Genomic DNA, 25603 nt, shown 5'->3' on the forward strand with positions numbered 1-25603 from the left:
AAACATTATCACCTCGCGAGACCCCTCGGCGACACGAGGTGCTCATCCGGCGGAATTGTGACGCCGGGCAACGCCCACGCCGTAAAGGATGCGCCGGCAGCAACGAGCCGCACCCCGGCGTCGGACACCGTGCAGAGGGCCGTTCCCACCTCGGGCGGCACACCGCCGCTGAGGCCGCTGACCGGCACGACCCAGCCGGGCACCGTGACCTCGGCGGCGGCGCGGGTCGCCAGCAGCAGCACCGACTCCTGTTCGGTCTCGCGCACGTAGACGAGCGCATCCTCACCCACGTATAGCCAGCGCAATCCTCCGGTGCTCAGTGCCTCGTGGCCCCGGCGGAGGCCGATCAGCGTCGAATACAGGTCGATGGTCGCGGCGACGTCCGGGTCGGCCGCGCTCCCCCACGGCATCGGCGTGCGGGAATGTTCCCCGTCGACGCCGACCAGGCCGAACTCGTCGCCGGCGAGAACCACCGGGATGCCCGGCAGGGTCACCGAGAGTCCCACCGCCACCGGAACGACCTCGGCGTCGGCGTGGGTGCGGAACCGGGCGGTGTCGTGAGTGTCGAGGGCGTTCATGGTGGCCAGCCGGGTGCGCCAGGGGAATCCGGCGGCGAATCGGGTGTGGGCCCGGTGGAACTGCTCACCGGTGTGCGCCGGGATGGTGCCGAGCGGCAGCCCGAAGAACGATGACACCGGGTCGGGCCGCGCCAGCCAGGACCAGAGCGGCCGGGTGAAGTTGGCGTAGGTCATCGCGCCGTGCCAGGCGTCGCCCTGGAAGTCGGCCGAGGCGTCATTGGTGAATTCGCCGAGCAGGATGGTGTCGGGATTCACGTCGATCATGGTGCGGCGGATGGTCTGACGCACCTCCGCGTTGAGGTCGTCGTCACCGAGTCGTCCGGTCATGTTCGCCACGTCGATGCGCCAGCCATCCAGGCTGTACGGCGCCGCGAGCCACCGGGCCACCACCGAGTCGGGGCCGTCGATGAACCTGCGGCGGAGCTCCGTCGAGCTCCAGTTGAACTTGGGCAGCTCGGGCACGCCCAGCCACGACATGTAGTCGCGATGCTCGGCGTCGAGCCAGTAGTAGAAGGCACTCTCGGGAGCCGAGGGGTCGAGGTGCGCGGCCTGGAACCACTCGTGACCGTCACCGGAATGGTTGGCGGTGAGGTCGCCGATCACCTTGAGACCGCGGGCGTGGACGGCCTCGACGAGGCGGATGAGCGCCGCGTCGCCGCCGAGCAGCGGGTCGACCTCGACGAAACCGGCCGCGTCATAGCGGTGGTTGGAGCGACCGGGAAAGACCGGGGTGAGGTAGAGCAGAGTGACGCCGAGCCGCTCGAGGTGGTCGAGGTGCTCGGTGATGCCGTCGAGGTCGCCGCCGTAGAACTGGTGCGAGCGGCCCGGCGGGAGCTGGTCGACGGCGTCGTCCCACTCGGCCGGCATCGCCCAGTCCGGCGCCTCACGGGTGTCGGCGGCGTCGGAGCGCGCGAACCGGTCGGGGAAGACTTGGTACATCACGCTCGTCGCGGCCCACTCCGGCGGGGCCGGGTGGGCAACGAGCTTGAAATCCTCTGAGTCGAGGGTCTCGATGTCGTGCAGCCCGCTGGCGTTCAGCCACCAGTGGCCGCCGTCGGCCATCGTGAGCAGGAACCTGTAGCCGTGCACCGGGTTCTCCACCACCAGGTCGGCCACCCACCAGACGTGACCGTCGGCCGGCCCGAGCGGCCGGGCGTCGCCGAAACGCGGCTCCCGGTCGGGGTTGGCGCGGGTGCGCACCATCGTCACGTCGCCGAAGGCGAGTGGGATGCGCAGCCGCACGGTGACAACATCGCCGAGGGTGGGCGTTTGGGTGGAGACGTAGAGCGGGGAGCCATCATGGTGCGGAAGCGAATGGAACGGAAGCGGGTGGGGCGTGAGCATCAGGTGAGTTACTTGACCGATCCGGCCGTGAGGCCACCGACGATGTACTTCTGCAGCCAGAGGAACAGGGCCATGACGGGCAGGGCCGCGAGCACCGCTCCGGCCGCGAAGACCGAGTAGTTGCTGGAGAACTCCTGCGAGACGAACTGGTACAGGCCCACCGCGAGGGTCTGCTTCTCTGGCGTGATCAGCACGATGCTGGCGATCACGAACTCGTTGGTGGTGCCCACGAACGAGAGCAGCCCGACCACGGCGAGGATGGGCGCGACAAGCCGCAGGATGATGGTGAAGAAGATCCGGGCGTGGCCGGCGCCGTCGAGCTTGGCGGCCTCGTCGATCGAGGCCGGGATCGTGTTGAAGAAGCCGTACATGAGGTAGGTGTTCACACCGAGGGCGCCGCCGAGGTAGACCATGATCAGGCCGATCTGGGTGTCGAGGCCGATGGCCGGAAAGATGTCGGAGATGCCGTTGAGCAGCAGGAAGATGGCCACGACGGCAAGCAGCTGCGGGAACATCTGCACGAGCACCAGCATCAGCAGGCCGGCGCGGCGGCCGACGAAACGCATCCGCGAGAAGGAGTAGGCGGCCAGGGCTCCGAGGAACACTGTGCCGGCCGAGGTGATGCCGCCGATCAGCAGGGTGTTGCCGTACCAGGCCGCGTACGGCTGCTGCGGCAGGTTGAACAGGGTGACGTAACTGCCCAGGTCTACCTCGCTGAACAGGCCGTTGGCCGTGATCAGGGTGCCGCCGGGGTGCAGTGAGGCCGAGAGCACGTAGAGCAGCGGGAAGGCGGAGAAGACCACCATGACGGCGCCGACCAGGTGCCGCCAGCCGGTGGCGCGGAACCAGCGCCCGAAGTTGAACGGGTGCTTCACGGGGATGTAATCCGTGGTCGCCGGGGCTGCGATAGTCGTGGTCGCCATCTCAGTTCAACTCCTCTAGTGCCTTGGTCTGTCTGAAGCTGATGATCGACACGAGCGCCACCAGCACGAAGATGAGGATCGAGAAGGCGCTGGCGAGCCCGTAGTCGCGGTTGGCGCCGACGAACGCCACCTTGTAGACCATCGAGATGAGGATGTCGGTGGCACCGACGTTCACCCCGGCCGTGACGTCCCTGGGCCCGCCGTTGGTGAGCATGTAGATGAGGTTGAAGTTGTTGAAGTTGAACGCGAACGAGGCGATCAACAACGGTGAGACCGACACCAGCAGTAGCGGCAGCTTGATAAGCCGGAAGACCTGCCAGGGCCGGGCGCCGTCCACGGTGGCGGCCTCCTGCAGTTCGCCGGGGATGGACTGCAGCGCGCCGGTGCAGACCAGGAACATATAGGGGAAGCCCAGCCAGAGGTTCACGAAGATGATGCTGAACTTGGCCAGCCACTCGTTGGTGAGCCAGGGGATCTCCGCCCCGCCGAACAAGACCTGGTTGATGAACCCGAACTGCGGGTTGAGCATGCCCGCCCAGACCAGGGCGGAGAGGAACGCCGGGAACGCGTAGGGCAGGATCATGACGACCCGGTAGACGTTCCGGCCGCGCATGCGCAGGTCGTTGAAGACGATGGCCAGGAACAGGCCCAACGCGAAGGTGGTCGCCACCGAGAGGAACGCGAACGCGAACGTCCACAGGGTGACGCTGATCAGCGGGCCGCGGATGGAGTCGGTGCCGAAGGCCTTGGCGAAGTTGGCCAGGCCCACCTCCACCTTCCAGCCGGGCTGCAGGTCGGCGCCGTCCTCGGCGACGAACGAGCCCTGGGTGGGGTCTTCGGTGTAGACAACGCCGGTGCTCGCGTCGGTCATGGTGCCGGCCGCCTCGTCGTAGACCAGGTCGGAGAGATAGAGGTACGCGGCTGAGCCGTCCGGGGTACGGAGGCTGCCGTCGTTGGGGTCGTCGGAGACGGGCACGGCCAGGGCGGCGATGGCTTCCTGGTTGGCCACGATGTCGGCGAAGTTGAGCGTGGTGTAGCCGGGCAGGCCGATGGCCTGGCCGGAGGCATCCGTCTCGGCGTCGGTGACCTCGGTCAGCGGCGAATCCGGGTTGCCGACGCTGATCTCGCCGTCGGGGTCTGTGACCAGGAAACTGTAGGCGCCGGCTTGTTCGAGCACGGTCACGGCGTAGGTGGCGGAATCGGGCACCCGCTCCTGGGAGGACAGGATCAGGGAGTTGACCGCGTCATCCTTGGTGCTGTTGTGGCCGGTGCCGTAGTTGGTGAAGGCGATGTAGCCGGAGTAGCCGACAACGAAGATCTGGAAGATGAGCAGAAAGATCAGGCCGGGCGTGAGGTACTTGGCCGGCAGCCCCTTAGCCCGGAAGTAGATCACATTCACGACGATCGTGACCAGCAGCACGAGGCCAAAGACGAGCGAGTCCTGCTTGATGAAGAGCACAAAGAGCGCATAGACGCTGATCGCATCCACGATGCCGAGCAACAGAACCTTGAGCAGCAGCACCTTGATGCCGGCGGATGCGGCCTCCGCGATGCGGCTCGCCTGCCGTTGCTTCTTGGCGGCGACGATCTGGGCCCGATCGCGCTCGGGTGCGGGGGTAGTCATCATTGTCTGCTCTCTGCCGGCATCGGTGCGGGCGTGCCCGAAGGCAAGGGTGCTGCGGATGGTGCGGTGCGCCCGGCCCCGGTAAGGCCGGGCGCACCCGGTGGTGCTCGGTGGTGCTGGTTACTGGATGGCGGCCGCGATGTCCGCGGTCATCTTCTGCCACAGCTCAACGGGGTCACCCTCGTTGCTGACGATCGCGGCCTCGGTAACGCCCCAGAACTGCCAGACCTTGCCCATCTGCGGGATGTTGGGCATCGGCACGGCGGTGGCGCCGACGGCGCCGAAGCCGGCGGTGATGGGGTCGGAGCTGGCGGCCTCGAAGGCGGCGGTCAGCGCCGGCGGGCGTCCGCCCACGTCGTAGAGGGCGGTCTGCACCTCTTCGCTGCCGATGTAGTTCACCAGGAACTCGTTCGCCGCGATGGCGTTCTTGGTCTTGGCGCTCACCATGAAGCCCTGCACACCCACGAAGGGCTGGGCGACCTGGCCGCCGGCGGACGGGATCGGGTCGACGGAGACGTCGATGCCGGCGGCTTGGGCATCCGGCACGTTCCACGGACCGGTGAGCAGGAACGGCGAGGCACCGGCGTAGAACTTCTCCTTGGCGATATCGCCGGTGAGGTTGACGCTCATGCGACCCGCGGCGCCCTCGGCGGCCAGCCAGGTAGCGAAGGCTTCGCCCCCAGCGTTGCCCACGGTGAGGTCGTCCGGGTTGTAGCTGCCGTCGGCGTTGGTGCCGAAGACCGGGGCGCCGAACGAGGTCTGGAACGGGTACAGGTGGTACGGGTCGGCCTCGGGGCCGATCTGCACGAGGTACGGGAACTCGGTCCCCGCGGCGGTCCCGGCGGCGACCATGTCATCGAAGGTTGCCGGGGCCGTGGGCGCGAGGGCGGTGTTGCGCAGCAGCGCGATATTCTCGATCGAGTACGGCACGCCGTAGGTCTTGCCCTCGTAGCTCATGGCGGTGACGGCGACCTGCTGGTAGTCGGCGGCGGTGTCACCGAGTTCGACCGGCTGCACGACGCCATTGCTGACGAAATTGCCCAGCCAGTCGTGCGCGGCGATGGTGATGTCCGGGCCCTTGCCGGTCGGGACCTGGGCGATGAACTCTTCCTGGATCTTCGCGAAGTCCTTCTGCACCAGCTTGACCTTCACGCCGGATTCCTTGGTGAAGGCCGCTGCAGCGTCCTTCAAAACGGCGGCGCGGTCGGCGTCCACCCACACGGTCAACGTGCTGGAGTCTGCGTCCGTCGTGCTGCCGCCGGACTCGGCTCCGGCCGAGCAGCCGGCCAGCGCCAGGGACGCGGCCACGGCTAGCGCGCCGGCTGTGAGCAGGACTGTTTTCTTCACCCTCATTGGTGTGCCTTTCATAATCAACATTGACTTTGGTGCAAGCGCTTACAGGTATACCTGTCAAATCGGTGATTTGCAACCCTGCTTGTAGCCGGCCTCACTCTGAGAGCGCGCTCACGGGGTCAGGGTTGTGGAAGCGCTTGCACTCGGGGCGGAATGCCGTAGTGTTTCCGTCATGACAGGCACAGAGTGGTGGCGTACCGCCGTTATCTACCAGATCTACCCACGGTCGTTCGCTGACGCGAACGGCGACGGCATGGGCGACCTCGCCGGTATCCAGTCGCGATTGCCGCAGCTGGCCGAGCTCGGGGTGGATGCCATCTGGCTGTCGCCGTTCTACACCTCGCCGCAGCGCGACGCCGGCTACGACGTGGCCGACTACTGCGACGTCGATCCCCTGTTCGGCACCCTCGCCGACTACGACGCCATGCAGGCGGCGGCGCACGCTCTCGGCATCCGGGTGATCGTGGACATCGTGCCCAACCACTCCTCCAGCGACCACCCCTGGTTCCAGGCCGCGCTGGCCGCCGGCCCCGGCAGCATGGAACGCGAGCACTACACCTTCCGCGACGGCCGCGGCGAGCACGGCGAGCTGCCCCCGAACAATTGGGAGTCGGTCTTCGGCGGCGGCGCGTGGACCCGCACCGTGGACCCCGACGGCACCCCCGGCCAGTGGTACCTGCACCTCTTCGACACCACCCAGCCCGACTTCAACTGGGACGACGAGTGGGTGAGGGCGCAATTCCGCGACGTTCTGCGTTTCTGGCTCGACCGCGGGGTCGACGGCTTCCGGGTTGACGTGGCCCACGGCATGATCAAGGCCAAGGGCTTGCCCGACTACACCCCGCCCGTCGACGGCGGCTCCATGGGCGGCGCCACGAGCGCGCTCGAGCCCGGCGTCGTAGCCGAGCCCGTCGCCGGAGCCCCCTATTGGGCCCAGGACGGCGTGCACGAGATCTACCGCGACTGGCGCCTGGTGCTCGACGAGTACGACGGCGACCGCATCCTGGCCGCAGAGGCCTGGGTCGACCCGTTGCACCGGGTGGCCCAGTGGGTGCGCCCCGACGAGATGCACCAGGCCTTCAACTTCGCCTACCTCGAGACCCTGTGGCAGGCGGAGCCGCTCCGCCGGGTGATCGACGATTCCCTTGCCGCGTTCAGCGCCGTCGGCGCCCCGAGCACCTGGGTGCTCTCCAACCACGACGTGGTGCGGCACGCCTCCAGGCTCGCGCTCACCGCCGACAACCTGCAGGGCCACGGCATCGGACCGAACACGATCGGCCTGCCCGACCCCGTGGTGGGCCTGCGCCGCGCCCGGTCCGCCACCTCGTTGATGCTCGCCCTGCCGGGCTCCAGCTACATCTACCAGGGCGAGGAGCTCGGCCTGCCCGAGGTCATCCACCTGCCGGACTCGGCTCGCGAGGACCCCACCTGGTTCCGCACCAACGGCGAGCGGTACGGCCGCGACGGCTGCCGCGTGCCGATTCCGTGGGAAGGCGCCGCACCCTCATACGGTTTCGGTCCGACGTCGGCCAGCTGGCTGCCGCAGCCCGCCGAGTGGGCCACTCTGGCCCGCGACGCCCAGAAGGGTGTGCCCGGTTCGACCCTCGAGCTCTACACCCTGGCTCTCAAGCTGCGCCGTGAGCATGCCCTTGGCCTCGGCTCGGTCGACTGGCTGCCGTCGCCGGCTGCCGACGTCCTCGTCTTCCGCAACGGGAATGTCATCGTCGTTGCCAACACCGGCGACCAGCCGGTGGAACTGCCGGCCGGCGAGGTGCTTCTCAGCAGCGAGACGCTGATCGGTCGCACACTGCCCGGGGATACCACGGCCTGGCTGCAGGCCTGATCAGGGCTCGGTTCCACAGGCTGCACCCCCTGCGCTCACAACTCGCTCTCAGCGAGTACGGATGCAGGGGGTGACAGACTCTAGGTGGCCACCGACGCTTTCGGCGCCACTTTTGAGCAAGGAGCACTCGTGACCGACCAGGACGTCGAATGGCCGACCGACCTGCAGGCGATCCGAACCGAGCTCACCCGCTTCATGATGTCGTACAAGTTCGCGACCGACGAGATGATGACCAAGGTCAACATCCTCAAGGAAGAGTTCAGCTCGATCCACGACTACAGCCCGATCGAGCACGTCAGTCACCGTTTGAAATCGCCCCAGGGCATCCTGAACAAGGCCAAGCGCAAGGGTTACCCGCTCAACCTCGAGGGCATCCGGGAGAACATCCAGGACATCGCCGGCATCCGCATCACCTGCAGCTTCATCTCGGACACGTACCGGGTGCTGGAAATGCTTCGCAACCAGCACGACATCGAGGTGTTGCTGGTGAAGGACTATATCGCGTCGCCCAAGCCGAACGGCTACCGCAGCCTGCACCTGATCGTGGCGATCCCGGTCTTCATGTCCGACCGGGTGCAGCCGGTCACGGTCGAGGTGCAGATCCGCACCGTGGCGATGGACTTCTGGGCCAGCCTCGAGCACAAGATCTTCTACAAGTACGACGGCGCCGTTCCGGCAGCCCTGGTGGGCGAGCTCAAGCAGGCCGCGGATGTGGCCAACCGGCTGGATGTCGACATGGAGCGCCTGCACGATCAGGTGCTCTCCCTCGGTGAGGCGCCTGACCCCGTGGAACCGCGCACGCTGCCCCCGGCATCGCACGGCGCCGACGGCCAGATGCCGTTCCCGCTGCCCCGCTCGCTGCTCGAGGCCTTCCTCGACAAGGCCGTCTGACCCGTCCCTCCGGCCGCGCTCGCACCATTCCGCTGGTCGAGCCCGTCGAGACCCCGCGACATGCCTGCGCGACGCACCCCGTAGACTTCCCGCACAACCGACCGCTCATTTACGGACTTCGCATAGTCATCGGCCCACGGAACGATGCGATCTCCGCAAATGAACGACGTGTCGGGCTCGCAGGCCGTCTCACGAGGTCTCGCCAAGCTCGACCAGCGAAGCGGGAACCATCCGCAGGCACGCTCGAACAACGAAGCGGGAGCGATCCTGCAGGAGCGCTCCACCGGCGAGCTGGCCGTCGGCGCTAGTTCGTGTTGGCGTAAAGCCAGACCAGCGGGTCGGTCTTGGTACCGTTGATGCCGCCGAGGCGGATCTCGAAGTGCAGGTGCGGGCCGGTCGACATTCCGGTGGAACCGACCTGGCCGATGACCTGGCCGACCTTGACCACGTCGCCGGTCTTCAGCAGCATCGAGCCGTGGATCATGTGGGCGTAGACGCTGGAGACCAGTTTGCCGTCGATCATGTGGTCGATCACCATGTGCACGCCGAGGCTGCCTTCGCCGTCTTCGGTGAAGCTCACCACGCCGTCGGCGATCGCCTGGATGGGCGCTCCGAGGCCGGGGTTGAAGTCCTGGCCGCCGTGGTTGGACGAGCAACCTGCGCAGTCGCGGAAGCCGAACTGGTCGCCGATGTGCACACCGACCGCGAACGGCCACTGGATGGTGCCGTTCGGGTTGTTGCTGAAGGAGTCCTCGAGGCGGATGCCGCTGGCCGCGGCGACCTCGGCGATGGACTTCGATTCGTAGCTGTCCTGCTCGACGGTGATGGTGTCGGTGCCGGCCAGGTTGATGGTCTGGGCCGGGCCGCTGTCGGCGGGCTTCTGCGCCTGGAGGGCGGCGGCCTGCACGTCGCTGGACGACAGCAGCGCCTCGGCCGGAAGCGAGGTGGCGACGGCCATCAAGGCGACGAACGACATCGCGATGATCGAGCCGCCCTTGGTGGCCAGCATGCGCATGCGGTGGTGACCGGAGCGAGATGACGCGGTCGACTTGGCGCGGGCCGAGGATGCCTTCGGCAACGCCTTGGTGCGGGGCACGAACGCCGGCAGCACGCGCTGGGGCTCGATCGGCTCCGTGCGGGCCTCTGCGGCCTCTTCGGCACGGTCGACGGGCGTGGAGTTCTCGGTCGTATGTTCCGCGCGCAGCTGGGCACGGAGGGCCGCTCGGGACGGCAGCACGATCGTGGTGGTCGTGGTGCCCGGTGACACGTCGCTCGGCACGGCTTCGTAGGCCGGTTCGGCGGGCAGGGCCAGGCTGGCCGTTTTGAGCATGACGGGCTCGAGGTCGGGCTTGGTCAGTTCGGCACTGACCAGCTGGTGCGCCTCTGGAGTCAACTCGGCGTGGGACTCGGCGTCGACGGTGTGGGCGGCAACAAACCCGGCAGCGGGCGGAGCGGCCGACGGGGTCTGCGGCTCCTGCTCCGCGGGGCCGGCAGCACGGCGTTCGAGTTCGCGCTGTTCACGACGGGTCAGGATGCGTGCCGGGGATGCCTGAACCCGGGCGGCATGCGCGGAATGGTGCTCGCCGAGTGCGCTTCGTGAGAGGTCACTCGAGTCGGCTGCGGAGGCATCCGACTGCGGGGAATGACGTGACAAAGGAGGGTACTTTCGGCGCGGGAAACGGGGGGACGAGCACGAATTTTGGCTAGGGCCAAAGTAACGAATGGATAAAGGCTAGCTTGCGAGGCGCCAAATCGCCATTTGAGAACGCGGAATCACACCCGAAAACGGGGTGTTTCGCTCCGTGTGGGGGATGCGCCAGCTCCCCCACCGTGATAGCGCACAACGGCATCTGCCCCGCCATCGCGGGGCGAACGGCCGATCGACGCCGACCGAAACCCTAAATGTCGTCGTCGGCCATAAATTCCGAGAAAAGTTTGCCGATCAACGGCTCAGCGGTGGCGTAGAGATCGGGTGCCGCGGCGATGAGAAGGCTGATGCCTTCACGGTCGTTCCCGAGTGCGCCCACCTTGGCTCCGGCCTCGGCCGCTATGAGGGCGCCGGCGGCGTGGTCCCAGGGGTGCAGTCCGCGCTCGTAGTAGAGGTCGAGCCGGCCGGCCGCGACCGAGCACAGGTCGAGCGACGCGGCGCCCATGCGGCGCACGTCGCGCACCTGGTCGATCAGCCCGTGCAACACCTGGGCCTGCCGGGTGCGGCGCACCGAATCGTAGGAGAACCCGGTGCCGAACATCGCCAGCGACAACGGCACCCCCGTTGCGACCTGCAGCCGCCGGCCGTTCAGCTCGGCACCGCCGCCGGCGCTGGCCGAGAACAGCTCGTCGATGGCGGGGTTCCGCACGGCACCGGCCAGGGCTGTCCACGTGGCCGGATCCGCGTCGCCCTCGACCACGGCGATGCTCACCGCGTAGAACGGGATGCCGTAGAGGTAGTTGACGGTGCCGTCGATCGGGTCGACCACCCAGGTCAACCCGGACGTGCCCGCCGTTGCGGTGGACTCCTCGCCGTAGAAGCCGTCGTTCGGCCGGGCATCCGCCAGCAGCCCGCGAATCAGCGCCTCAGTCTCGCGATCGGCCAGGGTGACCACATCTTCGGGTGACGACTTCGACGCGGCGATCTCCACACCCTCCGCGCGGCGGCGACGGGCGAGCTCCCCGGCCGTGAGGGCGGTCGTCTGGGCGAGGGCGAGCAGTTCGGTCAAGGCAGGAGACGTCATCCGCCCACGCTACGCCAGTGCGCCCGCTGCGGCAGGAGCGCCCGGCCCGTGGGTTAACGCACAAACGCGCCGGATCTCCGACGCGTTGTGTGTGTTGTGATGCTGTGGCGAGTGCGAGATTCGAACTCACGAAGGCTACGCCGTCTGATTTACAGTCAGATCCCTTTGGCCGCTTGGGTAACTCGCCAGTGCATACCCGACCATATGTGACCACGTGACCGGAGACGCTCAGACAGAATACAAGCCGAAGGGCCCAAGTGCGAAATCAGCGGGGGCAGCCGAGTGAGAATCCGGTGGATATGATCACTTCGTACCCCACTTTCGCACGCCGGTAAGGAACCCGAATGGTCGGCATTGATGAGGTCGCCCGCCGCGCGGGCGTCTCCACAGCCACGGTGTCGCGCGCCCTGAGCGGCAACGGGCACGTGTCGCCGGCCACCAAGCTCAAAGTCAAGGCCGCCGCCCTCGAGCTGGGCTATGTGGTCTCGTCGAATGCCTCCAGCCTGGCGTCTGGCCGCATGAAGAACATCGGCGTTGTCGTGCCGTTCCTCAACCGCTGGTTCTTCTCCAGCGTGGTCGAGGGCGCCCAGAAGGCCCTGCTGCACAACGGTTACGACCTCACTCTGTACAACCTCACCGGCGGTGGTGATGAACGCCGCAGTGTGTTCGAGCACTTCCTGCTGCGTCAGCGAGTGGATGCCGTGATTGCCATCTCGCTCGAGTTGACCGTGAACGAAGTGGCCAGGCTGCACGCGCTGGGCAAGCCCCTGGTAGGCGTCGGCGGCCCGATCATGGGCGTGCGCACCCTCACCATCGACGACGGCGCCGTCGCCCGGCTAGCCACCGAGCACCTGCTGGCGCTCGGCCACACCCGCATCGCCCACATCGGCGGCAACAAGGACTACGACCTCGACTTCCACCTGCCCACCAACCGGCGCGGGGGCTACGAGGCGGCCCTGGAGGACGCCGGTATCCCGGTGATCGAAGAGCTCTTCCAGCCGGCCGACTTCACCATCAAGGGCGGCTACCAGGCCGCGAAGCAGCTGCTGGGCCGGGCGCACAACCGGCCCACCGCGATCTTCGCCGCATCGGACGAGATGGCGATCGGCAGCATCCTGGCGGCACGCGACCTGGGCCTGGCAGTGCCGCGTGACGTTTCGGTGATCGGTATCGACGACCACGACCTGGCCGACTTCTTCGGCCTGAGCACCATCGCCCAGTTCCCGCAGGGCCAGGGCGCCCAGGCGGTCGAGATCCTGATGGACCAGCTGCACCCCGGCCAGCACGACCAGGCGGCGTTGAACACCCCGATGCCGTTCGAACTGATCGTGCGCTCCAGCACCGCCCGGCCCGGCGATTGAGCCGCACCTCCCGGGCTCGGCCCGCAATGGGCAGCATCCGCAGTTCTCGGTAACATGGCTCCCATGGCAGATTCTACGTTCGACATCGTCAGCAAGGTCGACCCCATGGAGATCGACAACGCGCTCAACCAGGCTCACAAAGAGGTGGCGCAGCGCTACGACTTCAAGAACGTGGGTGCGTCGATCGAGATGAGCGGCGAAAAGGTGCTCATGAAGGCCAACACCGAGGAGCGCGTCAAGGCGATCCTCGAGGTGTTCGAGTCCAAGCTGATCAAGCGCGGCATCTCACTTCGCAGCCTCGACGCCGGCGAGCCGTACGCCTCCGGCAAGGAGTACCGCATCGAAGCCAGCATGAAGGCCGGCATCGACCAGGAGAACGCGAAGAAGATCAACAAGATCATCCGCGACGAGGGACCCAAGGGCGTCAAGAGCCAGATCCAGGGCGACGAACTCCGCGTCTCCTCGAAGAGCCGCGACGACCTGCAGTCCACGATGGCCCTGCTCAAGGGCAAGGACCTCGACGTGGCCCTGCAGTTCGTCAACTTCCGCTAGCCCCCCCTCTCTCACTCGCACCCTCCCCCCGCGAGCTGTGAGTAAAGCCTCATAATCCGCTGGATTATGGGGCTTTTCTCACGGCTCGCGGATGGTTATGGGGCGTAAGCGCGCAGCCACCGGGTGAGCGCGGCGTAGGCCGCCGCGCGCGGAGCCGGCTCGGACAGCGTCACGTCGTGCAGGGCTCCCTCGATGCGAGCCACGGTCACGGTCGACCCCAGCCGAACCGCCGCGGCAGCGATGTTGTCGACCACGAGCACACTGTCGCTCTGGCGCATCTGTTCGCTCCAGCGGGGCAGGATCGTGGACCGCGCCGAGAGCAGGGTGAGGATCGGAGCGTCAATGTCGAGCCCCGCCGCCACGGTCGCGTGGCCTTCCAGTACGGCGTTCAACCAAGCCCGGTGGGCGGGGAACCCGCGCGCCGGCCGCCAGCGCGGGTCGTACGACCACTCGCCGTCGAAATCGGCCGACACCGACCGGGTGTAGAAGCCGAGGTCCACTTGGGGCAGGGCACCCAGCGGCTGCATGCGGGCGCCCAGTTGCACCAGTGGGGCGATGAACGCCCGGCCGACACCGCCGGCCTGGAACTCGATCCATGGGCTGTTCAGCACGATCGCGCTGGCCCGGCCGGGGTGCCGTGCCGCCCAGAGACTGAGGGTGAGGCCGCCGGTGGAGTGGCCCATCAGCACCAGCCGGCGCCGGGTCGACGGCACGGCATCCGGCCCGTCACCGGCGACCCCATGGCCCATCAGGCGCAGGGCGGCCTCGATATCGGCGTCGTAGGTGGCCAGGTCGGCCACGTAGCCCGGCGTCTGGTGCTCGCGCAGGCTGCGGCCGTACTTGCGCAGGTCCAGGGCGTAGAACCGGGCGCCGACACCGTGCCAGTGCTCGGCCAGACCGGTCTGGAAGAAGTAGTCCGACCATCCGTGCACGTAGAGCACGTCGGTGCCGCGCGCCGGGGCGAACGGCGGCACCAGATCGGTCAGCGGCGGCCGGTAGCGCACCAGGGTGGCGACGACCTCGCCCTCGGCGTCACTGTCCAGCGGCAGCGTACGCCGCTGGTAGTGCTCGCCGAGGAGGTCGTCCTCCCACCCGAGCTCCGCCATACGCTCCACCCTAGAACGCGAGCCGTGACCAAAGCCCCAAAAACTCGCGATTTTGGGGGCTTAGCTCACGGCTCGCGGATGCTCAGAGTTCGGCGGGTACCTGGTCGCGGGAGATCTCGACCATTTCGTGGCGGGGAACGACCTTGACGCGCACACGGCCCTGCTCGGCGCCGAGCGCCAGCTCGTGCTGGTCGAGGCGGTGCCAGCCGTCGAGGTTCGTGTAGGCCACGCCGCGCTCGTCGAGCAGCTCCAGGATGCTCTCCTCTGCGGGCGACTCGGGTCGCCACCAGTTGCCGACGTCGTTGATCAGGTGCCGCACGGTCTCCATCGCGTCGGACTTGGTGTGCCCGATCAGGCCCACCGGCCCGCGCTTGATCCAGCCCGTGGCGTAGACGCCGTACATCTGCTGGCTGGCGGTGCTCGATTCGAAGCCCGGTTCACCCTTCCAGAGCACCTGACCCTCGCGGTTGGGGATCACGCCGCGCTTCTTGTCGAACGGGATGCCCGGCAGCGACGAACCGTAGTAGCCCACGGCCCGGTAGATGGCCTGGATCGGCACCTCCCGGATCTCGCCGGTGCCCACGACGCCGCCCTGGCCATCCGGTGCGGTGCGCTCGTACTTGAAGCCGCCGACCCGGCCGTCGCCGTCGTCGGTGACCTCCACTGGGCGGGCGAAGAAGTGCAGGTGCAACCGGCGTGAGGCGGCGCCGGTCTCGCGCTTACGCCACTGGTTCAGCACCTTGTCGATCACGAAGACCTGCTTGTTGCTGGCCACGGCCGCGCGGGCGGCATCGTCGTAGTCGAAGTCCTCGTCGTAGACGACGATGTCCACGTCGGGCAGTTCGCCGAGCTCGCGCAGCTCCAGCGGGGTGAACTTCACCGAGGTGGGGCCGCGGCGGCCGAAGACGTGCACGTCGGTCACGGGTGAGGCCTTGAGGCCCTCGTAGACGTTCGCGGGGATCTCGGTGGGCAGCAGGTCGTCGGCGTGCTTGGCGAGGATGCGGGAGACGTCCAGCGCCACGTTGCCGTTACCGATCACGGCGACCGACTTCGCCTCCAGCGGCCAGGTGCGCGGCACGTCGGGGTGGCCGTCGAACCAGCTCACGAACCGGGCGGCGCCGTAGGAGCCCTCGAGCTCGATGCCGGGGATGGCCAGGTCGGCGTCGTGCACGGCACCGGTGGCGAAGATGACCGCGTTGTAGTGCTTCTTCAGGTCGTCGAGGGTGATGTCGGTGCCGTAGCGCACGTTGCCGAACAGGCGGATGTCGCCGCGGTCGAGCACGTCGCGGAGCGCGGTGATGATGCCCTTGATGCGGGGGTGGTCGGGGGCCACGCCGTAGCGCACCAGCCCGTATGGCGCCGGCAGGTGGTCGAACAGGTCGATCGAAACGTCGAAGTTCCGCTCTGCTTTCAGCAGGATGTCTGCGGCGTAGATGCCGGCGGGGCCCGCACCGACGATGGCCAATCGCAACTTGGTCATGGAAGCCTTTCTAGCTGGATCGCTCGACGATTGTGTCGGCGAAGCGGGTGAGCGCCTTCTTGACCGAGCCGTGCGGCAGGGGCTTGAGGGCGTCGACGGCATCACGGGCCCAACCGTGGGCCTCCGCGAGGGTCTGGGTGGTCACATCGTGTTCGCGGAGCGCGGTGATGGCGGAGTCTGCGGCCTCGGTGGCCACACCCTTGCTGTTCATCACATCGGCCTCGAGGCGGGCGACGAGGTCGGCGGCCCGGCCATCCGTTTCGGCGCGTTCGCGCAGGCGCAGGAGTGGCAGCGTGGCGACGCCGGCGCGCAGGTCGGTGCCGGGCACCTTGCCGGTCTCCTGCGGTTGCGGCGACAGGTCGAGCACGTCGTCGATGAGCTGGAAGGCCACGCCGATCCGCTCGCCGAACAGCACAACGGGCTCTTCGAATTCGGCGGGAGCGTTGGAGAAGATGATGCCGGACTGGGCGGCGGCGGCGATGAGGGATCCGGTCTTGTCGGCGAGCACCTGGATGTAGTGCTCGATCGGGTCCTGGCCCTCCTTGGGGCCAACGGTCTCGTGCAGCTGACCGAGCACCAGGCGTTCGAAGGTGTCGCCCTGCAGGCGCACGGCGCGTTCGCCGAGCCGGCCCATCAGCTGGTTGGCGCGGGAGAAGAGCAGGTCACCGGCGAGGATGGCGATGGAGTTGCCCCAGACCACCTGGGCGCTGGGTACGCCGCGGCGCTTCTCGGCGTCGTCCATCACGTCGTCGTGGTAGAGCGAGGCAAGGTGGGTGATCTCGATGGCAGCGGCGGCGGCGATGACGTCGGGCACGGTGCCGTCGCCGAGGTGCGAGGTGAGCAGGGCGAGCATCGGTCGCACCCGCTTGCCGCCGGCGTCGAGCAGGTAGCGGCTGGTGACGGCGGCGATCTCGTCGGCGAAGACGAGTTCGCCGAGCAGCGTCGTCGTCACTTCTTCCAGGCCGTTGTCGATGCTGGCGCCCAGGCCGCGGTCGGCGGCGGTGGAGAAGATTCGATCGCTCAGACCCAGCTGCGACGTTACCGACGGGCTCCGGCGGGCCACGGGGGCGGTCAATTTCACTCTGTCAGCCTAACGATCGGATCTGGGAGTTTCAGGAAGTTGGAGCGGGGGCGTTCGCGGTCTTGATTCCGCGGTGCAGAGCCACGATACCGACAGTCAGGTTGCGATACGCCACGGCATCGTATCCGGCGTCGCGCAGCCATGCACTCAGGGTGGGCTGGTTCGGCCAGGCGGCGATGGATTCGCCCAGGTAGTCGTAGGCCTCGGCGTTGGAGGAGGCGAGCTTCACGATGCGGGGCATCACGTGGTTGAGGTAGGCGAAATAGCCCACCCGGATCGGTGTGAACGGCGGGGTGGAGAACTCGCAGATGACCACGCGGCCGCCGGGCTTGGTGACGCGGTAGAACTCGGCGAGCGCGTTCTTGGGCTCGACGACGTTGCGCAGGCCGAAGGAGATGGTGACGGCGTCGAACTCGCCGTCCTTGAAGGGCAGCTTGGTGGCATCCGCCTGCACGAACTCGACGTTCGGGTTGTCGCCGTGACGTTCGCGGCCCACCTTGATCATGCCCTCGGAGAAGTCGGCGGCCACGACGTGCGCGCCCGTGTGCGCAAGGGCGACGCTCGAGGTGCCGGTACCGGCCGCGATGTCGAGGATCCTCTCCCCTGGCTGCGGGTTCACGGCCTTGGTGGTGGCGACGCGCCACAGCGAGGCGTTGCCGACGGAGAGCAACGCGTTGGTGCGGTCATAGTGGGTCGAGACCAGATCGAACATGGCGGCGACCTGCGCGGGCTGCTTATTAAGATCTGCTCTACTCACCGGTCCAGTCTAGATTGCAGCGCCCGGAATGCCGCGCGAGCGGGTATTCGCGGGCGCGGGCTTAGGGTAGACAAGTGAATGCGCCTGCTCTAACGGTTGAAACCTCCCCGATTGCCGACATTCGCCAGCTCATCCTGCTGCTCGATGAGCACCAGCCGCTGCTCTGGATGCGCCGCAATCAGGGCCTCGCCGGCATCGGCACGGCCCTGCGCCTCGAGTTCTCCGGGCCCACCCGCATGACGGATGCCGCGGCCGCATGGCGCGACGTCGTCTCGGCCGCCACGGTGACCGATCCGCTGGCGCGCACGGGCACCGGGCTGCTGGCGTTCGGCACCTTCGCCTTCGACGACTCCTCCACCCAGACCAGTGTGCTGATCGTGCCCGAGGTGATCGTGGGCCGGGAAGACGGCCTGTGTTGGGTCACCCGCATCTGGCCCACCGGCCAGGCGGCGCCGGAGATTCCACTGGCGTTGCGCCCGCTCGGCCACGAGTACCGCATCTCGTTGTTGCCCGGCGCCCTGAAGCCGGCCGGCTACCGGGAGGCCGTCGACTCAGCGGTGGCGCACATCGGCGCCCAGGACCTGAACAAGGTGGTGCTGGCCCGCGATCTCGTCGGCCACCTGCCCGCCGAATCCGACCTCCGCCGGGCGCTGACCGAATTCGCGCTCGGTTACCCGGACTGCTGGACCTACGCCGTGGACGGCCTCGTCGGTTCCAGCCCGGAGACCCTCATCCGCGCCAACCACAACGAGGTCAACGCCCGGGTGTTGGCCGGCACGATTTCCCGTGGGGTGGATGCCGCCGCCGATATCGAGGCGGCCCTCACGCTGGCCACCTCGAGCAAGGACGGGGACGAACACGAGTTCGCCGTGCAGAGCGTGCTGGCCGCGCTGCGCCCGCACACCTCGGTGCTCACCACCAGCGAGATCCCGTTCACGGTGAAACTGCCGAACCTCTGGCACCTGGCCACCGACCTCGAGGGCACCCTGAGCGACGGTTCCACCTCGCTCGACCTGATCGCGGCGATGCACCCGACCGCGGCGGTTGCCGGCACCCCCACGCAAGACGCGCTGGCGCTCATCCGTGAACTCGAGCCCTTCGACCGGGGCCGCTACGCCGGCCCGGTGGGCTGGGTCGGCGCGGATGGCGACGGCGAGTGGGCCATCGCGCTGCGCTGCGCGCAGGTCACCCCGGACGGCGACGTCACGGCCTATGCCGGCTGCGGCATCGTGCTGGACTCCGACCCCGACCGCGAACTGGCCGAGACCAAGATGAAGTTCCGCCCCGTGGTCGAGGCCTTCGGCTAACCCTCAATGCAGCACTGTTCCCGCTCCGGACATCTGCGCCCGGTGCGCCGGCCGCATTAGTCCGAACGGGCAACAGTTCCGAGCTAGAGGCTGTTGGCGCCCTGCACGATCGACACGATCACGATGACGTCGATGACGATGTTGGTGACGATCGCCACGCTGGAGAGGATCAGGGCGGTCAGGCCGAGCTCCGGCCGGTTGGAGCGACGGCGGGCCAGGATGGCGAGAATCGCACCGACCGCGCCGAGGATGAGTCCGAGCACGGGCAGCCAGCCGCCGAGGAACGCAATGAGGCCCACGGTCATGGCCGCCACGGCGAGACCGTCCGCCCGCGCACGCGCCGGAGCCTGGCCGACTGTGACCGGTCGGGCTGAGGGTGACTTGCCGGTCATGGTGCGCTCCTGTGGGCCTGTTCGGCACGTCTTGCCTGAACGTGACCCACGGTACCAAACCCTGCAGTTCAGCGCGCCAGCGGCACCTCGAGCAGGGTGGGGCCGCTGACCGGTGCGGTGAGGGCGCTCTCCAGGGTGCTGCGGGTGGCGGCGCGCGTGTAGGTCCAGCCGTAGGCGGTGGCGAGGGCCTCGAAATCCACCTGCTGCGGGGTGAACAGCACCCGGTCGATGGCGGCAGGGGCAGCCGTAGCCGCCACCTCGAGGCCGTCGAAGATCGTTCCGCCGCCGTCGTTGCCGACGATCACCTGGATCCGGGGGCGCGCCTCGCCGGGGGCGATCAGCAGCGAGCCGGCGTCGTGCAGCAGCGTCACGTCGCCGAGCAGCAGGCGCGTGGTGCCGGTCGAGCGGGGAACGGAGCCCGCCTGGCTGGCCAGGGCGATGCCGAGCGCGGTGGCGACGGTGCCGTCGATACCGGCCAGCCCGCGGTTGGCGTGCACCGGGATCTTCTTGCCGGTCACCCGCGTGTCCAGCTCCCGGATCAAGCGGGAGGCGCCGAGCACCAGGCGGTCATGCGGCCACGATGCACGCCACACCGCGTCGGCGAGGATCGCGCGGGTGACCGGTGCCTTCATCGCGGCGAACTCGGCCTTGGTCATGCCGTGGGTGCCGAAGGGTGGAGCGTCGAGCTCGGTGTCCTGGGCCAGGATGCTCCGGCTCGCCATCACCCACCGGCCCGGCCAGGCGCGAGCCTCCCTGGTGCCCGCGACGGCGATGGTGTCGTCGGAGGGCGCGACGGCCCGGGCGAAGCGGATGACCCGGTGGCCGGGGTTGTACCACTCGGTGCCGACCGGGGACACGACGATCGTCTCCACATCGGCCCGCATCACCAGGGCCGGGATCTCCCGGCTCAGGGTGGGGTGGCCGAACACGATGGCGCGCTCGATCCGGCCGCCGAACTCCGGGTCGGCCAGCAACTCGCGGTAGGCCACGACGAGGTTCGGGCCGAACCGGGCTCCGCTGGAGACCTCGGCCAGCAGCGGCCAGCCGGCCGCGCGGGCGAGTTCCTCTGCCGCCGGTCCGGCGCCGGCGCCGGCCACCACCACGGTGCGGGGGCCGGGGCCGACCAGCAGCGGGGTGTCCGTGCCGGCACGAGCGGGAGCATCCGCGGGCCGGCCCGCAAGCTCTGCGGTCGCGTCGCCGGCCAGGGTGAAGTCGACGGCGGCCGACAACGGCTCGCGGAAGGCCAGGTTCAGCTGCACCGGGCCCGGGTCCCTGGTCTCTGCGCCGGTCGCGGCCGCGTAGGCACGCCGGGCCAGGTCGCGTGCGGCCGACGGCTCGGTGTCGTCGCCGACGGGAGCCGGAACGTCGTCGCAGAGCCGCACCGCCCCGGCGAAGATGCCGGTCTGCACGGTGGTCTGATTCGAGCCGATGCCGCGCAGCTCCACCGGCCGGTCGGCCGTGAGCAGGATCAGCGGCACCGTGGAGTGGTGTGCCTCGAGCACGGCGGGGTGCAGGTTGGCCACCGCGGTGCCGGAGGTGCAGGCCACCAGGGCGGGGCGGCCGGTCTCGACCGCGAGGCCGAGAGCGAGGAAGCCGGCGCCGCGTTCGTCGATGCGCACGTGCAGCCGGAGCAGTCCGAGTCGCTCGAATTCGGCCGCGGCCAGGGCCAGGGCCTGCGAGCGGGAGCCGGGACTGAGCACGACGTCGGTCACACCGAGCGCCACGAACTCCGTCAGCAGGGCCACGCTGAAGTCGGTCGCCGGGCTGCCGGTGGGCAAGGCGGCGTCAACCAGCGGAGGAGCCTGGTCGGGCTGGGGGTTCGAGCCGGTCGTCTGGGCGGCCTCAGGCATCCCGTCGGCCCGGCTGGTCACCGTCGCTGGGGTCGGTCTTCTTCGGGTCGATACCCGTGGTGCCTGCGGTGCCCGGGCGGGGGCCAGGACCGTCACTCGGTGGCTCGGTCTTGCCGAGGTCGGTGGTGTCGAAGTCCTTGTCGAAGTCGGCCAGCTCCTGCTCCAGGTCGCGGATGCGCTGTTCCTGGTTCTTGGCGCGGTCGAGGCCGCGCAAGAAGTCGGGGTCGTCATCCGGGGCGATCTGGCGGGTCCGGCCACCACTCGGCGCCGGGCTGCTGCGCCGGCCGCGACCGATCAGCAGCCAGAGCACTGCACCGATCACCGGGATGAGGATGATGACGAAGATCCACACCCACCGGGGCACACCGCGTATGCGATTGCGGTCGAACACCGCGCAATCCACCAGCGCGTAGATGGTGAGAATGACGACGACGACTCCGAGGCCGAACAACAGGCGGAACATGCCCCAATTGTAGGCCGGTCGCCCGAGAGATCGGTGAGTACTCCTAAGTGCCACGTTCTAAGCTGGATTCATGAAAGCTGTTCCGGCCTGGCTGTTGTTCACCGTGCTCCGCGTCCTGGTGTTCGCGGTGCCGTTCGTGATCCTGCTGGTGCTGGGATTCCCGGGCTGGTTGGCGGGTGTGATCGCGGCGATCATCGGCCTCTGCCTGTCATACATCTTCCTGCGCGCCCCGCGCGACAACGTCGCCAAAGACCTCTACGAGGTGCGGCACCGCACCAAGGAACCCGTGCACCCCGACGCCGAGTCCGAAGACGCGGCCGTCGACCGGGCCGCGGCGGCCGACGGCAATCCGGCCGGCACCGAGCAGCGTCCCGGCACCGTCTGACCCCTGCCCGCAGTATCGCGCAGAGCGACGCCGCGCGGGGAGCTCGCGCTAGAGCGCGAAGGCCAGGGCCAGCAGGATGCCGTAGAGCAGCGCGGCCAGGCTGGTGAGCTTGAGCGCCAGAATCAGTTCCTTGGCGGTCGTGGCGGTCGCCACGATCAGGCAAGCCGGCAGCGCCAGCAGCAGCACGAAGAAAGTGAACCAGGCCAGCGGGTAGAACAATGCGAAGAAGCCCACGATCACGAACGGGACCAGCAGGAATACGCAGAACACCACGCGAGAGGCGCGGGCGCCGATCCAGACGGCGAGGGTGCGCTTGCCGGCCACCTTGTCCGGCTTGATGTCGCGCAGGTTGTTCACCATCAGCACGGCACAGGCCATCAGGCCGATGGCCACGGCACTGAGCCAGCTCTCCAGGTTCACGGTGCCCACCTGCACGTAGGTGGTGCCGGTGGTGGCGACCAGACCGAAGAACACGAAGACGAACAGTTCGCCCAGGCCCAGGTAGCCATAGGGCTTCTTGCCGCCGGTGTAGAACCAGGCGGCCACGATGGCGGCGGCGCCCACGATCAGCAGCCACCAGTACTGGCTCACCACCACCAGCACCAGACCCGCCACGGCGGCCAGCCCGAAGAAGACCAGGGCAACTGTGAGCACGGTGCGGGGCTTGGCCGCTCCGCCACCGGTGAGGCGGGCCGGGCCGACGCGGTGGTTGTCGGTGCCGCGGATGCCGTCGGAGTAGTCGTTGGCGTAGTTCACGCCGATCTGCAGGCACACCGCCACCACCAGGGCGAGCAGCGCACGCACCCAGTGGAACTCGCCGTTGCCGGCCGCGACGACGGCCGCACCGGTACCGAGGAAGACCGGGGCGATCGCCAGGGGCAGGGTGCGCAGGCGCGCGCCGGAGATCCAGTCGCCGGCCGTTGCCGCACCGGTGCGTGCTGCACCGGTCGCCGCGGCGTACTTGCGGGCCGGGTTGCCGGACTTCGCCGGGTTCGGCCGGCGTGCGGAGGCCGCCTTGGCGGCGTCGGTCGTGCCGGTCTGGGGGGAATTCTGCTTCTTCGGCCCGTTGGGCCGTGCTCCGTTTGCCACGATCTCATGCTACTGGCCGCGGCCTCTGAGCCCGCCGTGATGCTGCCGGGGCACTCGGAGGTGGAGCCGCAAGCAGTCGGGCGGCTCCAACTGTTTCCGAACCGGACTTCTGCGCCCGGTACACCGGGCGCAGAAGTCCGCTCGGGCAACAGTTCCGGCCCGCCCCGGTCAGTTCCCGACGACGACCTCGAGGGCCTGCCGGTCGGGCTTTCCGGAGGCGAGCAGAGGAATGGCGTCGACCCGCACGATGCGGGCCGGCCGGGCGGCGCGGCCCAGGGCCAGCGTCACCGCGGCCCGCACGACCTCGAGAGCCGGCGGATCCCCCGCGCTCACGACCACGGGCACCTGACCCCACTCCGGGTCGACGGCGCGCACCACCACGGCGGTGCCGAGCCCGGGAAGACCGCGCACCACGGCCTCGACGGCGTCGAGCGAGACCTTCTCGCCGCCGGAGATGATCACGTTGTCGGCTCGCCCGGTCACGCTCACGGTGCCGTCGGCAGCCACGGAGCCGAGGTCGCCGGTGCGGTACCAGCGCACACCCTCGTCGTCGATGAACCGCTCCCGGGTCTGCATAGGGTTGCCCAGGTACCCCTCGGCCAGCACCGAGCCGCTGATCTCGAGCTGTCCGTTCACCGCGCGCACCCGGGTGTTGCCGATCGGCACGCCGTTGTAGACGCATCCGCCGGCGGTCTCCGAGGAGCCATAGGTGCGCAGCAGGCGCAGGCCGCTCTGTTCGGCGCGCTCGACCAGGTCGGCCGAGACCGCCTGGCCGCCCACGAGGATGCCGGTGAAACGCCGCAGCACCGCGAGGAGACCTGGGTCGATGGCCGCGGCATCCAGCAGCCGGGCCAACTGCACAGGCACCAGCGAGGTGAACCGCAACGGCTCGACGAGCCGGTTGGCCTGCTCGACGAAGACAGCCGGATCGAAATGACCGGTCGGCATCAGCACCGGTTCAGTGCCGGCGGCGATCGACCGCACCAGCACCTGCACGCCGGCGATGTAATGCGCCGGCAGGGCGAGCAGCCACTGACCGTCCCCGCCCAGCGCGACGCTCGACGCGGCCGCGGAGGCCAGCAGCGCGTCGGTGCTGAGCATCACCCGTTTGGGTGCGGCCGTCGAGCCCGAGGTCTCGATCACCACCGCCACCCGCTTCGGCACCGCACCCAGGTTGCTTCGGTCGGCTCCGGCCGGCGCGACGGGAACAGGCAGCAGGGCATCGTCACCGCCGGACAGCGCCGCACGGAGCTCGTCCAGCACCACCTGGGGGTCCAGCACCGGTACGACGCGAACTGACCTCACCGGTCGACCTAGAACTGCCAGGGGTACGGCGCCCAGTCGGGGTCGCGTTTCTCCAGGAACGAGTCGCGGCCCTCGACGGCTTCGTCGGTGCCGTAGGCCAGGCGGGTGGCCTCCCCGGCGAAGATCTGCTGCCCGACCATGCCGTCGTCGACCGCGTTGAACGCGAACTTGAGCATGCGGATGGCCGTGGGCGACTTGGTCAGAATCGTGCGCGCCCAGTCCAGCGCCTCGTTCTCCAGCTCGGCGTGCGGCACGACGGCGTTGATCGCGCCCATCTCCAGTGCGCGCTGCGCCGAGTATTCGCGGGCGAGGAAGAACACCTCGCGCGCGGCCTTCTGTCCCACCTGGCGGGCGAAGTAGGCGCTGCCGTAGCCGCCGTCGAAGGAGCCGACATCGGCATCCGTCTGCTTGAACTTGCCGTGCTCCGCGCTGGCGATGCTGAGGTCGCAGACCACGTGCAGCGAGTGCCCGCCGCCGGCCGCCCAGCCCGGGATCACGGCGATGACGACCTTGGGCATGAACCGGATCAGGCGCTGCACCTCGAGGATGTGCAGGCGACCGCCCCGGGCCTTGTCGATGCCGCTGGCGGTTTCGTCGGTCGAGCTTGTCGAGACGGAGTACTTGTAGCCGTCCCGGCCACGGATGCGCTGGTCCCCGCCGGAGCAGAATGCCCAGCCGCCGTCGCGCTGGCTCGGGCCGTTGCCGGTGAGCAGCACCACGCCGATCTGGGGATTGGTGCGTGCGTCTTCGAGGGTGGCGTAGAGCTCGTCCACGGTCTGCGGCCGAAAGGCGTTGCGCACCTCCGGCCGGTTGAACGCCACCCGGGCGATCCGCCCGGTGAGATCGTGGTGATAGGTGATGTCGGTGAGCGAGGCGAATCCCTCAACCGAGCGCCATTGGGTGGGGTCGAAGATCTCTGAAACCAGTTCGGGCATGACTTCAGCCTACGCGGCGCACGTATCCGGCACGCGGCCGGGAGGCGGCGGTTGATAGGCCGAAGCGCGGCGGGGCGCGACACGATTTCGGCCTCTGGCGGCGGATTTTATCGAGGTCCCCTGAGTCTGTAACCGCTCTCAATACATGAGTGCTCTTCAGGTGTACCTCTTGCGGCCCCGCCCCGTCAACCCCTTGAACGCGCTGTTTGCCGGGCTGTGTACTTATCTCACCCGAAAGACCCGGAGGTGGTC

At 68.5% G+C, this 25603-nt stretch carries 22 protein-coding genes and 1 tRNA gene; 6 read left to right on the forward strand and 17 right to left on the reverse strand.

The window, feature by feature from the left end; genetic code table 11:
* Positions 1-8 precede the first annotated feature (8 nt).
* The 4 genes from CTB96_RS00550 to CTB96_RS00565 form a co-directional block, all read right to left on the reverse strand.
* Positions 9-1922 (reverse strand): glycoside hydrolase family 13 protein, encoded by a 1914-nt coding sequence (locus CTB96_RS00550; protein ID WP_110124955.1) that lies wholly within the window; start codon positions 1920-1922, stop codon positions 9-11.
* An 8-nt stretch (positions 1923-1930) separates the two neighbouring features.
* Positions 1931-2845: a sugar ABC transporter permease gene (locus CTB96_RS00555; RefSeq protein WP_110124956.1), complete on the reverse strand. Its 915-nt coding sequence runs from the start codon at positions 2843-2845 to the stop codon at positions 1931-1933.
* Position 2846: 1 nt separating this feature from the next.
* Positions 2847-4472 (reverse strand): ABC transporter permease subunit, encoded by a 1626-nt coding sequence (locus CTB96_RS00560; protein WP_427846458.1) that lies wholly within the window; start codon positions 4470-4472, stop codon positions 2847-2849.
* Positions 4473-4589: 117 nt separating this feature from the next.
* Complete coding sequence (locus CTB96_RS00565) at positions 4590-5822, reverse strand: sugar ABC transporter substrate-binding protein (RefSeq protein WP_110124957.1); 1233 nt, start codon at positions 5820-5822, stop codon at positions 4590-4592.
* A 172-nt stretch (positions 5823-5994) separates the two neighbouring features.
* Between CTB96_RS00565 and CTB96_RS00570 the strand changes: the two genes are divergently transcribed.
* A complete protein-coding gene (locus tag CTB96_RS00570; protein WP_110124958.1) occupies positions 5995-7665 on the forward strand; it encodes a glycoside hydrolase family 13 protein in 1671 nt (556 codons plus the stop codon).
* A 129-nt stretch (positions 7666-7794) separates the two neighbouring features.
* Positions 7795-8556, forward strand: a complete 762-nt coding sequence (locus CTB96_RS00575) for a GTP pyrophosphokinase (protein WP_248283137.1) — start codon at positions 7795-7797, stop codon at positions 8554-8556.
* Positions 8557-8860: 304 nt separating this feature from the next.
* Here CTB96_RS00575 and CTB96_RS00580 read toward each other — a convergent pair whose 3' ends face one another.
* The 3 genes from CTB96_RS00580 to CTB96_RS00590 all read right to left on the reverse strand — a co-directional run bounded on the left by CTB96_RS00580 (position 8861) and on the right by CTB96_RS00590 (position 11475).
* A complete protein-coding gene (locus tag CTB96_RS00580) occupies positions 8861-10210 on the reverse strand; it encodes a M23 family metallopeptidase (protein ID WP_110124959.1) in 1350 nt (449 codons plus the stop codon).
* A 244-nt stretch (positions 10211-10454) separates the two neighbouring features.
* Positions 10455-11288 carry an inositol monophosphatase family protein gene (locus CTB96_RS00585; RefSeq protein WP_110124960.1) on the reverse strand — a complete coding sequence of 278 codons (834 nt, stop codon included), beginning with the start codon at positions 11286-11288 and terminating at the stop codon, positions 10455-10457.
* A gap of 105 nt (positions 11289-11393) precedes the next feature.
* A tRNA-Tyr gene (locus CTB96_RS00590) sits at positions 11394-11475 on the reverse strand.
* 157 nt (positions 11476-11632) lie between these two features.
* Between CTB96_RS00590 and CTB96_RS00595 the strand changes: the two genes are divergently transcribed.
* Together CTB96_RS00595 and CTB96_RS00600 are read left to right on the forward strand one after the other, a co-directional pair.
* Positions 11633-12649, forward strand: a complete 1017-nt coding sequence (locus CTB96_RS00595) for a LacI family DNA-binding transcriptional regulator (RefSeq protein WP_110124961.1) — start codon at positions 11633-11635, stop codon at positions 12647-12649.
* A gap of 63 nt (positions 12650-12712) precedes the next feature.
* Positions 12713-13201, forward strand: a complete 489-nt coding sequence (locus CTB96_RS00600) for a YajQ family cyclic di-GMP-binding protein (RefSeq protein ID WP_110124962.1) — start codon at positions 12713-12715, stop codon at positions 13199-13201.
* A gap of 95 nt (positions 13202-13296) precedes the next feature.
* On the opposite strand, the gene CTB96_RS00605 is transcribed toward CTB96_RS00600, so the two are convergent.
* The 4 genes from CTB96_RS00605 to CTB96_RS00620 all read right to left on the reverse strand — a co-directional run bounded on the left by CTB96_RS00605 (position 13297) and on the right by CTB96_RS00620 (position 17625).
* On the reverse strand, positions 13297-14307 hold the full coding sequence (locus CTB96_RS00605; RefSeq protein ID WP_110124963.1) for an alpha/beta hydrolase: 1011 nt from the start codon (positions 14305-14307) through the stop codon (positions 13297-13299).
* An 82-nt stretch (positions 14308-14389) separates the two neighbouring features.
* On the reverse strand, positions 14390-15787 hold the full coding sequence (locus tag CTB96_RS00610) for an FAD-dependent oxidoreductase (RefSeq protein WP_110124964.1): 1398 nt from the start codon (positions 15785-15787) through the stop codon (positions 14390-14392).
* Positions 15788-15797: 10 nt separating this feature from the next.
* The gene (locus CTB96_RS00615) at positions 15798-16868 is read right to left on the reverse strand and encodes a polyprenyl synthetase family protein (protein WP_110124965.1); all 1071 of its coding nucleotides are present in this window, start codon (positions 16866-16868) and stop codon (positions 15798-15800) included.
* 31 nt (positions 16869-16899) lie between these two features.
* Positions 16900-17625, reverse strand: coding sequence for a class I SAM-dependent methyltransferase (locus CTB96_RS00620; protein WP_248283138.1), 726 nt, complete (start codon positions 17623-17625; stop codon positions 16900-16902).
* 74 nt (positions 17626-17699) lie between these two features.
* On the opposite strand from CTB96_RS00620, the gene CTB96_RS00625 reads away from it, so the two are divergent.
* Positions 17700-18932: an isochorismate synthase gene (locus CTB96_RS00625; RefSeq protein WP_248283139.1), complete on the forward strand. Its 1233-nt coding sequence runs from the start codon at positions 17700-17702 to the stop codon at positions 18930-18932.
* A gap of 83 nt (positions 18933-19015) precedes the next feature.
* Here CTB96_RS00625 and CTB96_RS00630 read toward each other — a convergent pair whose 3' ends face one another.
* The 3 genes from CTB96_RS00630 to CTB96_RS00640 all read right to left on the reverse strand — a co-directional run bounded on the left by CTB96_RS00630 (position 19016) and on the right by CTB96_RS00640 (position 21637).
* Positions 19016-19324: a hypothetical protein gene (locus CTB96_RS00630; RefSeq protein WP_110124967.1), complete on the reverse strand. Its 309-nt coding sequence runs from the start codon at positions 19322-19324 to the stop codon at positions 19016-19018.
* A 68-nt stretch (positions 19325-19392) separates the two neighbouring features.
* Positions 19393-21174 (reverse strand): 2-succinyl-5-enolpyruvyl-6-hydroxy-3-cyclohexene-1-carboxylic-acid synthase, encoded by a 1782-nt coding sequence (gene menD, locus CTB96_RS00635; RefSeq protein ID WP_110125011.1) that lies wholly within the window; start codon positions 21172-21174, stop codon positions 19393-19395.
* Positions 21167-21637, reverse strand: a complete 471-nt coding sequence (locus CTB96_RS00640; RefSeq protein ID WP_110124968.1) for a PLD nuclease N-terminal domain-containing protein — start codon at positions 21635-21637, stop codon at positions 21167-21169. Before CTB96_RS00640 ends, menD begins: the two co-directional genes overlap by 8 nt.
* 70 nt (positions 21638-21707) lie before the next feature.
* Between CTB96_RS00640 and CTB96_RS00645 the strand changes: the two genes are divergently transcribed.
* Positions 21708-22022 (forward strand): DUF4229 domain-containing protein, encoded by a 315-nt coding sequence (locus CTB96_RS00645; RefSeq protein WP_248283141.1) that lies wholly within the window; start codon positions 21708-21710, stop codon positions 22020-22022.
* A 48-nt stretch (positions 22023-22070) separates the two neighbouring features.
* Here CTB96_RS00645 and CTB96_RS00650 read toward each other — a convergent pair whose 3' ends face one another.
* From CTB96_RS00650 to CTB96_RS00660, 3 genes are all read right to left on the reverse strand, one after another.
* Entirely contained in the window at positions 22071-23111 is a 1041-nt protein-coding gene (locus CTB96_RS00650) for a 1,4-dihydroxy-2-naphthoate polyprenyltransferase (RefSeq protein WP_110124969.1), read from the reverse strand.
* A 168-nt stretch (positions 23112-23279) separates the two neighbouring features.
* Positions 23280-24416 (reverse strand): AMP-binding protein, encoded by a 1137-nt coding sequence (locus CTB96_RS00655; protein ID WP_248283142.1) that lies wholly within the window; start codon positions 24414-24416, stop codon positions 23280-23282.
* A gap of 8 nt (positions 24417-24424) precedes the next feature.
* Complete coding sequence (locus CTB96_RS00660) at positions 24425-25351, reverse strand: 1,4-dihydroxy-2-naphthoyl-CoA synthase (protein ID WP_110124970.1); 927 nt, start codon at positions 25349-25351, stop codon at positions 24425-24427.
* Between the last annotated feature and the right edge of the window lie 252 nt (positions 25352-25603).

Source organism: Cryobacterium arcticum (assembly GCF_003185895.1).
Taxonomy (GTDB): domain Bacteria; phylum Actinomycetota; class Actinomycetes; order Actinomycetales; family Microbacteriaceae; genus Cryobacterium; species Cryobacterium arcticum.